Annotated in this window: 13 protein-coding genes; 5 read left to right on the forward strand and 8 right to left on the reverse strand. The window is 60.2% G+C overall.

The features are described from left to right. Positions 1–3: 3 nt before the first annotated feature. Both AACV02_RS19045 and algB read right to left on the reverse strand, forming a co-directional pair. Positions 4–1,791, reverse strand: coding sequence for a KinB sensor domain-containing domain (locus AACV02_RS19045; protein ID WP_106576044.1), 1,788 nt, complete (start codon positions 1,789–1,791; stop codon positions 4–6). A 10-nt stretch (positions 1,792–1,801) separates the two neighbouring features. Continuing rightward, positions 1,802–3,148, reverse strand: coding sequence for a sigma-54-dependent response regulator transcription factor AlgB (gene algB / locus AACV02_RS19050; protein WP_078740007.1), 1,347 nt, complete (start codon positions 3,146–3,148; stop codon positions 1,802–1,804). 392 nt (positions 3,149–3,540) lie between these two features. Here algB and AACV02_RS19055 point away from each other — a divergent pair, with 392 nt between their 5' ends. The 5 genes from AACV02_RS19055 (at position 3,541) to AACV02_RS19075 (ending at position 7,927) form a co-directional block, all read left to right on the forward strand. Continuing rightward, positions 3,541–3,825: a hypothetical protein gene (locus tag AACV02_RS19055; RefSeq protein WP_106576045.1), complete on the forward strand. Its 285-nt coding sequence runs from the start codon at positions 3,541–3,543 to the stop codon at positions 3,823–3,825. 78 nt (positions 3,826–3,903) lie between these two features. Further along, positions 3,904–4,068, forward strand: a complete 165-nt coding sequence (locus AACV02_RS19060) for a DUF1328 domain-containing protein (protein WP_003170804.1) — start codon at positions 3,904–3,906, stop codon at positions 4,066–4,068. A 2-nt stretch (positions 4,069–4,070) separates the two neighbouring features. Then, positions 4,071–4,538, forward strand: coding sequence for an inhibitor of vertebrate lysozyme family protein (locus tag AACV02_RS19065; protein ID WP_119741338.1), 468 nt, complete (start codon positions 4,071–4,073; stop codon positions 4,536–4,538). A gap of 730 nt (positions 4,539–5,268) precedes the next feature. Next, complete coding sequence (gene gltP, locus AACV02_RS19070; protein ID WP_106576047.1) at positions 5,269–6,600, forward strand: glutamate/aspartate:proton symporter GltP; 1,332 nt, start codon at positions 5,269–5,271, stop codon at positions 6,598–6,600. 97 nt (positions 6,601–6,697) lie between these two features. Then, positions 6,698–7,927 carry a nucleoside recognition domain-containing protein gene (locus AACV02_RS19075; protein ID WP_106576048.1) on the forward strand — a complete coding sequence of 410 codons (1,230 nt, stop codon included), beginning with the start codon at positions 6,698–6,700 and terminating at the stop codon, positions 7,925–7,927. A 103-nt stretch (positions 7,928–8,030) separates the two neighbouring features. Here the strand turns inward: AACV02_RS19075 and AACV02_RS19080 are convergent, their stop codons facing one another. From AACV02_RS19080 to AACV02_RS19105, 6 genes are all read right to left on the reverse strand, one after another. Then, positions 8,031–8,642 carry an ABC-type transport auxiliary lipoprotein family protein gene (locus AACV02_RS19080; RefSeq protein WP_119741340.1) on the reverse strand — a complete coding sequence of 204 codons (612 nt, stop codon included), beginning with the start codon at positions 8,640–8,642 and terminating at the stop codon, positions 8,031–8,033. Further along, entirely contained in the window at positions 8,639–9,577 is a 939-nt protein-coding gene (locus AACV02_RS19085) for an MlaD family protein (protein WP_119741342.1), read from the reverse strand. The genes AACV02_RS19080 and AACV02_RS19085 overlap by 4 nt, the downstream gene beginning before the upstream one ends. A 1-nt stretch (position 9,578) precedes the next feature. Continuing rightward, the gene (locus tag AACV02_RS19090; RefSeq protein WP_106576051.1) at positions 9,579–10,382 is read right to left on the reverse strand and encodes an ABC transporter ATP-binding protein; all 804 of its coding nucleotides are present in this window, start codon (positions 10,380–10,382) and stop codon (positions 9,579–9,581) included. Beyond that, positions 10,379–11,527 (reverse strand): ABC transporter permease, encoded by a 1,149-nt coding sequence (locus AACV02_RS19095; RefSeq protein ID WP_119741344.1) that lies wholly within the window; start codon positions 11,525–11,527, stop codon positions 10,379–10,381. The genes AACV02_RS19090 and AACV02_RS19095 overlap by 4 nt, the downstream gene beginning before the upstream one ends. 54 nt (positions 11,528–11,581) lie before the next feature. After that, positions 11,582–12,613 (reverse strand): DUF5924 family protein, encoded by a 1,032-nt coding sequence (locus AACV02_RS19100; protein WP_106576053.1) that lies wholly within the window; start codon positions 12,611–12,613, stop codon positions 11,582–11,584. Between the two features lie 70 nt (positions 12,614–12,683). Next, complete coding sequence (locus AACV02_RS19105; protein WP_119741346.1) at positions 12,684–14,066, reverse strand: M16 family metallopeptidase; 1,383 nt, start codon at positions 14,064–14,066, stop codon at positions 12,684–12,686. Positions 14,067–14,079: the final 13 nt, after the last annotated feature.

The following is a 14,079-nucleotide window of genomic DNA, read 5'->3' on the forward strand; positions in this document are numbered from 1 at the left end:
GTGCTAAAGCGGCAGCGCCATGTAGAACTGCGTGCCCTGCCCCGGCCGCGAGTAGACGCCCATGCGCCCGCCGTGCAGTTGCACAATTTCCTTGCACAGCGCCAGCCCCAGGCCGGCGCCGCCTTTCTTGCGTCCAACCTGCACGAAAGGTTCGAAGATACGTCCTTGCTGGCCATAGGCGATACCTTCGCCGTTATCCTCGACGCTGATAATCACCCGTTCGCCATGACGGCGCGCCTGCAGGCGAATTTGCCCGCCATCGGCGGTATGTCGCAATGCATTGCCTAAAAGGTTGTCGAGTACGCGCTCAAGCTGGGCCTGGTCTGCGTACAGCCTGGGCAAGTCAGATTGGGCTTCCACCAGCAGTTCGATGTGCTGAGCATTTGCCAGCTCGGTAAATCGGGCTCGTGCATGCTCCAGCAGATCGGTGACATCGCACGGCCCTAGCGTGAGTTTTTGCAGGCCATTCTGGTAGCGCGAGAAGTTGAGCAAGTCGTTGATCAACTGCATCAAGCGCTGCATTTCTTCATTAACCGTATCCAGCAGGTCCGCTTCACGGGACTCTGCGGGAAACTTCGCGCGCTCGCGAAACAGCCCGAAGGCCATGTGCATACCGGTGACGGGCGTACGCAGTTCGTGGGAGGCCCGCAAGACGAATTCGCTACGCACGCGCTCGAAAGCGCGCTGCTCGGTCACATCGTGCAGCACCATCACCGCCCCAAGAATATGCCCCTGGGTATGACTGACTGGCGTCAGGCTGTAGGTCAGCAGGCGCAATTCGCCCTCGACCTCCACTTCCAAGTCCTCAGGTGCCCGCTCCAGGTTGCCGCCGCGCAGCACCAGTTGCAGCTGCTCATCCATTTCCGGGCGACCCAATGCTTCGCCCAAGCCCTGCCCCAACCGTGCCTCGTCCCAGCCCAGCTGGCGCTGTGCTACGGGGTTGAGGTGTTCGAGGCGGCCTTGGCGGTCGATCATCAGCAGGCCATCGTCGATGCTGTCGAGCACCGCTTGCAGACGCTGCTGGCCGGCCAGCAGTTCGTCGACATTGGTTGCCTGATGCTGGCGCAACGCTTCGGCCATGATGCCGAAGCGGCGGGTCAACTGGTTCATCTCCGCGGCCGACGAGATAGGCAGCGTCACTTCGAAATCACCCTGCCCGATCTTGTCGGCGGCTTTGGCCAAGGCTTCGATGGGGCCACCAAAACGTCGGGCGATACCGTGTGCAGTGATGAAGCCGATGATCAACACTGCCAGCCCGACCAGGCCCAAAAGACCGGCAATCAGCAGCGCCCGGTCGCGGGATTTGTGTTCACTCTCGTTGATATTCTCCAGCGCGTGCTTGTGCTCGGCGATCAGGCCATTGCGCAAGGCGTTGAAGGTTTCGGTCAGCTTCGGGTCTTTGCTATTTGCCAGTGGGCTTTGCTGGGCTTCGTCAAATGCCTTGAGGAAGTTCAGGTAGTCAATGCGTGCCTGACTGAACCCGCTGAGCTTGCCGTCTTGCTGTTCATGGGCGATGCCCTCATCCAGCAAGGCGAAATATTGCTCTTTTGAAGTTTTCAGTACCTCGGGGTCCGGTTGCTCCTGCAGCATCAGGATCAACTGGTCACCCAGGGTCTGACGCAGCTTGAGGCCAAGGTCCAGGGTGATGAAGTTGCTGCGGATCAGCGACTCCTGGCTCTTGGCCATTTGCATGACACTGACCAGTCCCAAGACCAGTCCCAGCAGGGCGACGGTGATCAGCGCTGAGATACTCAGGAACAAACGAGTGCGCAGTTTCATCGCTAGCTTCATAGGGTACAGCTCACAAGTTGTACTGTTTACGTTTGCGGTACAGGGTCGACGCGTCGATACCGAGAGTGCGGGCCGCCTGGTCCAGCGTGTCACTGGTGGCGAGTACCGCGCCGATGTGGGCTTTCTCCAGCTCATCCAGGCTCAGCGCCGCACCAATGCGCGGCGCATTGTTGGTCGGCTGCTCGGCCATCCCGAGGTGGCTGATTTCAACCTTTTCCTGAGGGCAGATGATGCTGGCTCGCTCCACAACGTTTCGCAGTTCTCGGATATTCCCCGGCCAGCGGTAGTTGAGCAGTGCTTCGCGCGCTTCATCGCTGAAGCCGCGTGCCGGTCGGGCGTATTCCTTAACGAAGCGCGCCAGGAAGCGGTCGGCCAACGTCAAAATGTCTTCACTGCGCTCACGCAGCGGTGGCAAGTGCAAGGTGATGACATTCAGGCGGTAGAGCAAATCTTCACGGAAGCGGCCGTCGCGCACCATGTCTTCCAGGTTGAGGTTGGTCGCCGCGAGAATGCGTACATCGGCGCGTCGGGTGACCGGGTCGCCCACGCGTTCGTATTCCTTGTCTTGAATGAAGCGCAGCAACTTTGGTTGCAAGGTGAGGGGAAAATCGCCGATTTCATCGAGAAACAGCGTGCCGCCATCCGCCTGGTTGACTCGGCCCAAGGTGCTTTCGCTGGCACCGGTAAAGGCGCCGCGGCTGTGACCGAACAGTTCGCTTTCCATCAGCTCTGCCGTCAGTGAGGGGCAGTTGATGGTCACGCAGGACTTCTTCGAGCGCTTACTCCAGCCGTGAATGGCGCGGGCCAATTCACCCTTACCTGTGCCTGATTCACCAAGGATCAAGATGTTGGCGTCGGTGCCCGCGACCTGGCGCGCGGTTTCCAGCACTACCATCATGGCCGGGCTGTGGGAGTCGAGGCCATCCTTTGGCTGGCGAACTTCGCCTTCCAGTGCTTCGAGGCGAGCGGAGAGTTGGCGCACTTCCAATTGCTTGGCGGTAGCGAGGCGCAGTTGGTCCGGGCTGCAGGGCTTGACCAGATAATCGGCGGCGCCAGCCTGGATCGCGTCTACTGCGGTATCCACGGCCGAGTGTGCGGTCACAATCACCACGCGCATCCACGGCGCCTGGATGCGCATCTGCGCCAACACGTCCAGGCCATTGTCCTCGCCCAGGCGCAGGTCCAGGAAGCACAGGTCGAACACCTGGCGCTGCATCAGCGCATCCGCCTGCGCAGCGCTGTTGGCGGTGGCTACGGTGTAGCCTTCATCTTCCAGGCAGTAACGGAAGGTGCGAAGGATCGCGGATTCGTCATCCACTAAAAGAATGCGGCCTTGAAGTTCCTTGGCTGATTCCATCTGTCCCGCGCTCCCCTTAACTATGAATGATGGTGTTTAGTCCCGGAATAATCGGGCAAGTTGCATGGTTTATTCTGATCGATAAAAGCCATCTTCGCGCAGGTATCTGCACAACCTCCTACAAACGCGCGATTTGATGGCCTTTTCATGCCTAGTAGCCACTTCGGCAACGCTATTTCTCTTTTCGATCCCTTGACCCGACCACTGACCATCGTGCATTTCGCACGGCCTGGATAGGGGTATCGTGCAGGATGCTGGGCTGTCGATCCGAGATGTATTGTTAACCTATTGATTTTATTGAGTTTTATTTTGTAAAAAAACTGGCACGCGCCCTGCAATATCCCTCTCAACAGTGTCATGACCGAATAATCAGAATGCGGGAGAAATGCAGCATGACTCGCCAAAGCCTCAGCCAATTGCGTGTATCGCCACTGCGCTTGCAGCAAGGTCTGTTTGCCAGCCTGGCCTTGATGGTCACGTTGATTGCGGGCCAGCAGTTCCAGCATTGGCAGCAGAGTCAGCAGCAAACCCTGCAATTCGAACGTCCGGTAATGACCCAGCACCATTTCAGTTCCGTCAGCAGCGTGGCTGCCGACGTTACCGCCCCGCAATTGAGAGTGGCAGACCAGGATTCGACTCTTGGCGAGTTGCCTGCTCAAGAACGTTGGGTGTTCTAGGCAACAAAAGGTCGCTTGTGTTGAGCGGCTGCACGGCACTACCGCTGTTACCCCTATAAAAGCGTAAGGAGAATCACCATGTTGAGTTGGGCAATCACATTTCTGATCATCGCCATTGTGGCTGCAGTCCTGGGCTTCGGTGGTATCGCGGGCACCGCCACGGGTATCGCAAAAATTCTGTTTGTGGTCTTCCTGGTGATGTTCATCGCTTCGTTCTTCTTTGGTCGTCGCGGCCGAGGCTGAATATGACCACTTTGTTTATCAAAGCCTGTGCTGCCGCCCTGATTCTGGGCGGTAGCGGCTTGGCGATGGCCGCCAATGACGGCCAGTCCCGGGCTAACGAATTGCTCAGTGCGGACAAGCAGTACCGCGAAACCTGGCAAAGCGTGGTCAAGAAAGAACAGCGCCTGCCGGAATGGGTGATGAACCTGTCCGGTACGGCCGAACAAATGAATGCCGTGGAAGAAGATGGCGACAAATACCTGGTCGGGCCACTCTGCGAGACCGCAGACACGTGCCTGAACAAGCGCCTGATCGTCGCCTTCAGCTACGACAAGGAAGACGCCTACGCCATGTTGGTTGAAGTCCCGGCCGGTTTGCCGGCAGACAAATCCCCGACGCGGCACGCCGATTACCGTTTTATCGGTAAACCGAACGAAGGCATGAAACAACTGCTGATGGAACAGCTTAAGAAAGATCCGAATTGGTACTAGGTTCCATCTGACGCATCTGTCGTCAACGGAGCCGGCGTCCATAGAAAGAAGCCTCTTTGCTTCTTTCTGTCTGCACCACTCGCCAAGAGTGATGCATGACCAGGGGGCCGGGTTGCTCTGATCGATTCGGATCGGCGTGACCTACGGGTACAGGGAGTGCCTGCGCAAGGGCCGGGTCAGGCGAAAAGCTGCGACGCAAGTTCACAAGTCCTCAAGCTTGATGAACTTGCGGCGGGCTTATCGCGCGCATTAACCCTCTTGTATGTCGCCCATAGCCGCTATTTTCTATCTCGCCTCCTCCCAACCGTTACTTGGTGTGTCGGTGCGACCTTCTATCTAGAAAATTATGCTCGCGCTATAGGACTTTTCGGACGCCAACCCCATCTAATTCCAGGCATTTTTGCCAGTAGCTCACAGACGTCCAACATCTCTGAGCGAGCCGCTAGTGGCCGGTTCACGGCATATTCACCGGGTTGAATGGCGGAATCGAACTGACCATTCAGACAACTATTTTCAAAAAAAGCCATGCCGATTCGGCATAGGGTAGGCGTTTACGGCATTAGACGTCGCCCCCTTGCATGGGAATAGTTGCGCCTTTTTTCGCCTGCCAGTAAGCCATTTCGGCCACGCTGCGGTGACCTTCTACGGAGGCAGATGCACACACTTTTTCGCTTCCGAGCGTTCCAGATGGCGCATTTGCCTTAAGTCCACTTGAAGTAAGGGTAATGACATGAAGAAGGCAAAGCTAAGCCTCGCCTGGCAGATCCTCATCGGTTTGGTGCTGGGGATCGCAATCGGTGCAGTGCTCAACCATTTCAGTGCTGAAAAAGCCTGGTGGATCAGCAATGTGTTGCAGCCGGCGGGCGATATCTTTATCCGCCTGATCAAGATGATCGTGATCCCGATTGTGATTTCCTCACTGATCGTTGGCATCGCCGGCGTGGGTGACGCGAAGAAGCTCGGTCGCATCGGCGTCAAAACCATCCTTTACTTCGAAGTGGTCACCACCATCGCCATCGTGGTCGGCCTGTTGTTGGCCAACCTGTTCCACCCAGGCGCTGGCATCGACATGAGTACCCTGGGTACCGTCGATATCTCCAAGTACACCGCCACCGCTGCCGAAGTGCAGCATGAGCATGCGTTCATCGAGACCATCCTCAACCTGATTCCTTCGAATATCTTCGCCGCCGTCGCCCGTGGCGACATGCTGCCGATCATCTTCTTCTCGGTGCTGTTCGGCCTCGGCTTGTCGAGCCTCAAGCCGGAACTGCGCGAGCCTCTGGTCACAATGTTCCAGGGCGTCTCCGAGAGCATGTTCAAAGTCACCCACATGATCATGAAGTACGCCCCGATCGGCGTATTTGCCTTGATCGCGGTGACCGTCGCCAACTTCGGCTTCGCCTCGTTGCTGCCGCTGGCCAAGCTGGTGATTCTGGTTTACGTCGCCATTCTGTTCTTCGCCTTCGTGGTGCTGGGCCTGATCGCTCGCCTGTTCGGCTTCTCGGTGATCAAGCTGATGCGCATCTTCAAGGATGAGCTGGTACTGGCCTACTCCACCGCCAGTTCCGAAACCGTGCTGCCGCGCGTCATCGAGAAGATGGAAGCTTACGGCGCGCCGAAGGCCATCTGCAGCTTTGTGGTACCGACCGGCTACTCGTTCAACCTCGACGGTTCGACCCTGTATCAGAGCATCGCGGCGATCTTTATCGCCCAGCTGTACGGCATTGACCTGTCGATCGGCCAGCAACTGATGCTGGTGCTGACCCTGATGGTGACCTCCAAAGGTATCGCCGGTGTGCCGGGTGTGTCCTTCGTCGTCTTGCTGGCTACCCTGGGCAGCGTGGGCATTCCGCTGGAAGGCCTGGCGTTCATCGCCGGTGTCGACCGTGTGATGGACATGGCGCGCACCGCACTCAACGTGATCGGCAACGCTTTGGCCGTATTGGTCATCTCCCGTTGGGAAGGCATGTACGACGACGCCAAAGGCGAGCGCTACTGGAACTCCCTGCCGCACTGGCGCAGCAAAGAGGCCTCGCCAGCCACCCAAGCCACCCGCGGCTGATAGCCCGCGGCGTGAACACAAACCCCGGAAAATTCCGGGGTTTGTCGTTTCTGCCAGCCCCGCTATCATTCGCCCCATCTTTCGGGGGATTCAACAGATGCTTAATGGCCTGTGGCTTGGCTTCTTTGTCGTGGCAATGGTGTCAGCACTGGCGCAATGGCTGATTGGCGGTAATGCCGGGATTTTTGCGGCGATGGTGGAAAGCATTTTCGCCATGGCCAAATTGTCGGTGGAAGTCATGGTGCTGCTGTTCGGCACCCTGACCTTATGGCTGGGCTTTTTGCGCATCGCCGAAAAAGCCGGGATTGTCGACTGGTTGGCCAAGGCCCTCGGCCCGCTGTTTCGCCGCCTGATGCCGGAAGTGCCGGCCGGCCACCCCGCCATCGGCTTGATCACCCTCAACTTCGCCGCCAATGGCCTTGGACTGGACAACGCCGCCACGCCGATTGGCCTGAAAGCCATGAAGGCGCTGCAGGAACTCAACCCGATCCCCAACACCGCCAGTAACGCGCAGATTCTGTTCCTTGTGCTGAATGCGTCTTCGCTGACGCTGTTGCCGGTGACCATCTTCATGTACCGCGCCCAGCAAGGCGCAGCGGACCCGACGCTGGTGTTTCTGCCGATCCTGCTGGCAACCAGCGCCTCGACCCTGGTCGGCCTATTGTCGGTGGCGGTGATGCAGCGCCTGCGGCTGTGGGATCCGGTGGTGCTGGCCTACCTGGTGCCCGGCGCATTGATCCTCGGTGGCTTTATGGCGTTGCTGGCGACCTTGTCCGCCACGGCGCTGGCCGGTTTGTCATCGATCCTTGGCAACCTGACGCTGTTCGGGTTGATCATGCTGTTTTTGCTGATCGGTGCGCTGCGCAAGGTCAAGGTATACGAGGCGTTCGTCGAAGGCGCCAAAGAGGGCTTCGACGTTGCCAAGAACCTGCTGCCGTATCTGGTGGCGATGCTGTGCGCGGTGGGCGTGTTACGCGCCTCGGGTGCGTTGGACTTCGGCCTTGAAGGCATTCGCCACCTGGTGGCGTGGACGGGTATGGACACGCGTTTTGTCGACGCGTTGCCGACCGCCATGGTCAAGCCCTTTTCCGGCAGTGCCGCGCGGGCGCTGCTGATCGAGACCATGCAAACCAAGGGCGTGGACAGCTTCCCGGCGTTGGTGGCGGCGACGATTCAGGGCAGTACCGAAACCACCTTCTACGTGTTGGCGGTGTACTTCGGCTCGGTGGGGATCCAGCGGGCGCGGCATGCGGTGGGGTGTGCGTTGCTGGCAGAGTTTGCCGGTGTCGTGGCGGCGATTGCGGTGTGCTATTGGTTCTTCGGTTAAGGCTCACACCGCTTTCGCGAGCCAGCCCGCTCCCACATTCGAACGCGTTTCGTCAGAATAAACGCGGTCAAATGTGGGAGCGGGCTTGCTCGCGAAGAGGCCCTCAGCGTTTCGCAGCACTTTGGCCCTGCTGCACCACCCAATCCACCACCTGCCTATTCAACTGATCCCCCGCCTGCCCAAACGCGGCAACCACCGCCGGCACTTTGGTGTCACCCACCGGCTGTCTCACCTCAAACCGCCGGCTGGCAATAATCCGTTGATCACTTCCGCGCACCAACCGCGCATCCAGGCGGATCAGCACTTCCACCGCGCTGCCATGGTACTCACTCTGAAATGCCTGCAATTGCCCGCCCAGCTCATAATCGGCCTGCAAGTTGGTCTCGTCGGTACTCAACAGCGTCACCCGCCCATCGCGCTGGAAACCGTCCATGAACCGGTTGCGCAGCAACACCGGCGTCGGGTCGCTCCAGCGTGAGTTCGCATAGCTGCTGATCAGGTCACCGTTGGGCACCACGGCAATGCGCGGGCTGTCGAGAAACTCGCTGCTCTGCGGCTTGCTCACGCGCAGCGACCAGCTCACCGGCGCGCCTTGGGTGGTCGTCTGGGCCGAAGCCAGGCGGTACACGTCCGAAGGGTCGGGCTTGGGCAAAATCGAGCAGGCGCCGACCAGCACCAAGGCCACAGGGGCGATCAGTTGATAAGCGCGCTTCATGGCGTGAACTCCTTATTCTTGTCGCTGCCCAGCAGGTAGCCGCTGGGGTTGGCTTCCAGGCGGCGGGAGATGGCGCGCAGCGAACCCAGGGTTTCGCGCAGTTCGCGCACGGCCGGCGCCAGTTCGTTGAGGCCCTGCATGCCGCTGTTCACCGAGTCCTTGTTATTGGTCAGCAAGGTGTTGATGGTTGCGGTGCTTTGTTCGAGCGATTTCATTGCCTGCTCGGCGCTGCCGAAGGCTTGCTTGCCTTGATCGTTCAACAGGCCGTTGGCGTTGCGCATCAGCACGGTGGTTTGCTCCAGGGCGGCCGTCGCCTGTTTGCTCACCTGCATCAATTGCTGCATCACCACCTTGATGTCACCGCGTTGCTCGGCGATGGCGCCAGTGGTTTGTTGCAGGTTGTCCAGCGTGTTGCTCAGGCGCTCGACGTTCTCCCGGGAGAACATGTGGTTGGCGTTGTGCAGCAGCAGGTTGATGCTGGTCATCAGGTCGTTGCTGTTATTGAGCAGGCGCGCGATCGGCGATGGTGAGGCGATGATTTCCGGCAGGTTGCCGTCCTTGCCCTTGAGCTCCGGGCTTTGCGGTGTGCCGCCGCTGAGCTGGATGATCGAGGTGCCGGTGATGCCGGTCAGGGCCAGCTTGGCCTGCGTGTCTTCCTTGATCGGCGTCTGCCCGGCCAGGCGGATACGTGCCAGTACGCGGCGCGGGTCGTTGGGGTCCAGGCGCAGGCTGGTGACGTCACCTACCTTGATCCCGCTGTACTGCACCGAGCTGCCTTGCGACAGGCCGCTGACCGCCTCGTTGAACACCACTTCATAATCCTGGAAGGCACTGTCGACGCTGGACTTGGCCAGCCACAGGCCAAACAGCATCGCGCCGACCACCACGATTACGCTGAACAGACCGATCATCACATGATGGGCTCGGGTTTCCATGTCATACCTCGTTGAGCGATTGAGCGGCATCCAATGCCGCGCGGCCGCGGGGGCCGTGGAAATATTCGTGAATCCAGGGGTCGTTCGTTTCCGAGACGACATCAATGGCATCGGCCACCAGCACTTTCTTCTGCGCCAGCACCGCCACACGGTCGGTGATGGTGTACAGCGTGTCGAGGTCGTGGGTGACCAGGAACACGCTCAGCCCCAGCGCATCGCGCAAGGTCAGGATCAGTTGGTCGAATTGCGCCGCGCCAATCGGGTCGAGGCCGGCGGTGGGTTCGTCGAGAAACAGGATGTCCGGGTCCAGCGCCAGGGCTCGGGCCAGGGCCGCACGCTTGATCATGCCGCCGGAGAGCGACGCCGGGTATTTGTCGGCCGCCGACAGCGGCAACCCCGCAAGGGCAAGCTTGACTGCAGCCAGGTGCTCGGCGTCGGCGCGGCTGAGGCCCGCGTGCTCGATCAGCGGCAGGGCGACGTTTTCTGTGACGGTCAGCGACGAAAACAGCGCGCCCTTCTGAAACAGCACGCCGAAGCGTCGCTCCACCTGTGAGCGTTGCTGTTCCGGCAGGCTCGGCAGGTTCTTGCCGAACACCCGCACCTCGCCTTCGCTGGGCCGGCGCAGGCCGACGATGCTGCGCAGCAACACCGACTTGCCGCTGCCGGAACCGCCCACCACCGCGAGGATCTCGCCTTTGTATAAATCCAGATCGAGGTTCTCGTGCACGCTCTGGCTGCCAAAGCGGTTGCACAGGCCGCGCACTTCGATCACCGCCTCGGTGGGCGCTCGGTGTAGACGACTCACCAGCCCATCTCCATAAAGAACAGCGCGGCAACCGCGTCCAGCACGATCACCACAAAAATCGATTGCACCACGCTGGAGGTGGTGTGGGCGCCGACCGATTCGGCGCTGCCGCTGACCTTGAAGCCTTCGAGGCAGCCAATCGCGGCGATCAGGAAGGCAAAGATCGGCGCTTTCACCATGCCCACCAGAAAATGTTGTACACCGATGTCCGATTGCAGCAGCGAGAGAAACATCGCCGGTGAAATATCCAGCGCCACCGCGCACACCACGCCGCCGCCGACAATCCCCGAGAGCATCGCCAGAAAGGTCAGCATCGGCAGCGACACCAGCAGCGCCATCACGCGCGGCAACACCAGCAGCTCCATCGGGTCCAGGCCCAGGGTGCGGATGGCGTCGATTTCTTCGTTGGCCTTCATCGAGCCGATTTGCGCGGTGAAGGCACTGGCAGTGCGGCCGGCGATCAGGATTGCAGTGAGCAGCACGCCAAATTCACGCAGGAAAGAGAACGCCACCAAGTCCACGGTAAAAATGGTTGCGCCGAAGCTCTTGAGCACCGTAGCGCCGAGAAATGCCACCACTGCGCCGACCAAGAAGGTCAGCAAGGCCACAATGGGAGCGGCGTCGAGGCCGGTCTGTTCGATATGCGCGACCATTGGCGTAATGCGCCAGCGCTTGGGGCGCAAGATGCCGCGGGCAAAGGTTTCCAGGATCAAGCCGATAAAGCCGAGCAGCTTCTTGCTGTCTTGCCACACGGTGTCCACTGCGCGGCCGATGCGCGCCAGCACCTGGATACCGGCGGCTTCTTCCGGGGCTTTGTCCGGCACACAAAAATCATTCAGCGAGCGGTAGACGGTCTTGAGCAGTGCGCGGTCGGCGGCGGACAAGCTGCAATCGGTCTGTTCGGCCGATTGCTCGATACGGTCGGGCCCCAGCAGCTCAACCAGCAGCGACGCGCCCGCGGTGTCCAGGGCGCCCAGGCCATTGAGGTCGATGCGTGCGCCGGCGTCGTATTGGCCGTCGAGTGTGTCCGACAGCTGCTTCAGGTTTGCATAGTGGGCAAGCGTCCAGTCCCCCGTAATCCTGAGTAACGGAGGAGCGGTGGTCGTGTCGAGATGGGCGGCGCCCGCCGTAGTACTGGTGGTCATAAGCTCCGAGCTTGTTTGGCTATCCAGAATTCCTACGTAATAGCACGATACGGCCTACTTTGGCGTGTCCGTTTGTGCTGTGTCAGTGACTTTGAAGCGCAGCACGCCAATGACCTGTCCGTCCTCCGTCAGCACCCGCACTTGCCAGCGGCCTACCGCATCGGCGGGGAAGTTCTGCTTGTGCGTCCAGGCGCGGTAGCCTTCGTCGCGCCCGCCGTGAATATCCAGGGCAATGCGGTCGACCTCTTTGCCGTTGAATTTCCACACATGGTAAATCCGCTCATCCAGCCCGCGCGGCGCGTTGATTGCGGTGTAGGCGTACAGCCCGCCACTGCGCAGTTGGGCGGCGGTGACTTCCTTGAGGTCATCTCCGGGCGTCCGGTCCTGCAGTTGGGTGCTGATCGCCACTTCGGTCATCCACAGCGTGGCCGGCGGTACCCACGTGCGCAGGAACCAGCCGGCGCAGCCGATGGCGGCCGTCACCCCCAGCAGCATCGCCCAACCTTTGAAGCTGCGCAGCGGCAAGCTGACCGCCAGGCTCGGGATCGACAGCGCCATGGCCACACCCAGCGCCAATTTGTAACTTTCAGCGGTGGTCAGGTGCAGGATGATCGGCAGCGCGGTGAGCAGCGCGGCGAACAAGGTCAGTGTGTGCAGCGCCAGGAACAGCGAGCGTTTCGGCGCCAGCCATTTGTAGTACAGCGGGTCGGTGATCGACACCAGTGCCGCCGCGCCGAGCAGGCCGGTGAAAACCGACTGGCCGCTGTTCCAGGTGGTGGTGACGAAAAAGAAGGGCAGCACAAAAAACAGACTTTCCTGGTGGATCATCTGGGTGGCGTAGCGCAGCAGGGGTTCGGGGATTTCGCGTTTGAAGACCTTGGCGAACAGCTGGGTGAAGCTGTTTTCCAGCATCAGCCACAGCCAGCTCACCAGCATGATCACGGCGATCCAGCTGGCCATGCCCTGTTGGCGATCCACCAGCATGAAACTGCACACACCCGAGATAAACCCACCGAGTGCGATGACCCCCGGGTAGCGCTTGATCAGGACGAGAATGCGCTGGATAAGGGGCGGCAGCTTTGGCATGAGCGATCCACAATGTGTGTAGGAAAAAACCCAGACAGAATAGCGTCTTAGCCCTGTGTTCGGTGCCTCATTACGCGATCCGTTTGCGATAAAGCCGCAGGCCGCCCAACACAATGGCGATCAACCCGAGCACACCCGCGCCGATCCAGGTCAGGCTGTCGTAGCTCAGCAGCGGTTTTTCGATACGCCAGTAACCCGCCTGGTCAAACAGTTGGCGCATGGCCTGGTTGGCCTGCTTCAGGTTGACCGCCTTGATGCGTTTGACCGGGTCGCTGAAGCGGCCGTCGGCGTAGTCGCCGGATGCACTCCAGTAGTAATCGGCCAGCGCACTGTTGCCCTGCACGGCCCACGCCTGGCGCGCGATGGCAGCTTGCTGCAGGCGGGCGAAGGTGGCCGCGTCGAGGCCGTCCTTGAGCAGTTGCGCCTTGAGCGCTTGCAGCACCTGTTCGGCTTGCGGCAGGTTTTCGCGCTCAAGGTCGGCATTCAGGCTCAGGAAACCGACGCCGCCGAGCACTTCACGCTCGCTCCAAGGGCCGTAGGATAAACCGTGCTTGAGGCGCAGTTGGCGGTACAGCGCCCAGTCGAGGTAGTCCTTGAGCAGGTCGTAGGTTTCATCATGCTGGTCGTCCAGTACCGGTTCCGGGAACAGCCAGTGCAGTTTGGCGCTGTCACCGATCCAGCCGTGGATCAGGTCGCGATGGCTGGCGGCGGCGTGCTGGATTTCCGGAAGTGGCAAGTGCTCGCTCGGCTCGATCGGATCAAGTTGGCCGTAGGTGCGTTCCAGGTAGGCCGGCAGCAGTTTGTCGAGGTCGCCGACGATGATCAGGGTCATGTTGTTGGGCGCGTACCAGTTTTTGCGCAGCGCTTGCAATTGATCGCGGATCAAGTGGTCGACCTCGGCGCGTTCAGCGCACTTGAGCCCCAGCTCGACGGCCAATTGGTTGCTGGCGGTGTGGCCAAGGTCCTGGCGGTCGAGCAGGCGTTGCAGGTGCGAGTAATGCCCGCCGTCTTCGCGTTCGACCACGCGCTTGGCCGCAGTGATGTTGGCGTCGGTCAGTTCTGTGCGAGTGATGATGGCCAACAGCAAATCCAGCACTTTGCGCTGGTTTTGCGCGGGCGCTTCAATCACGAAAGTGGTGTCGGCGTTGCTGGTGTAGGCGTTCCAGTCGCCGCCCAAGGCCTGCATGCGTTCTTCGAGGTCGCCTTCGCCGCCGCCATCGATGCCACTGAACAACACGTGTTCGAGCAGGTGCGGCAGCTCTTTTTCTTCACAAGGGAAGTCATCCAGGCCTACGCCTACCACCAGGCGGATAGCCACGTGCCCGCGCTCGGTGCCCGGTTTGAGCAGCAATTGCAGGCCGTTCGGCAAGGTGTAGCCCTCGACTTGCAGGCGGTCAAAGGCAAAGGTATGTGCCGAGCCCATGAGCAGGCAGGCGAATAACAGGCGACGCATAACAGCTTCCTGG

Origin of the sequence: Pseudomonas sp. Larv2_ips (assembly GCF_963879675.1) — a bacterium.
GTDB lineage: Bacteria > Pseudomonadota > Gammaproteobacteria > Pseudomonadales > Pseudomonadaceae > Aquipseudomonas.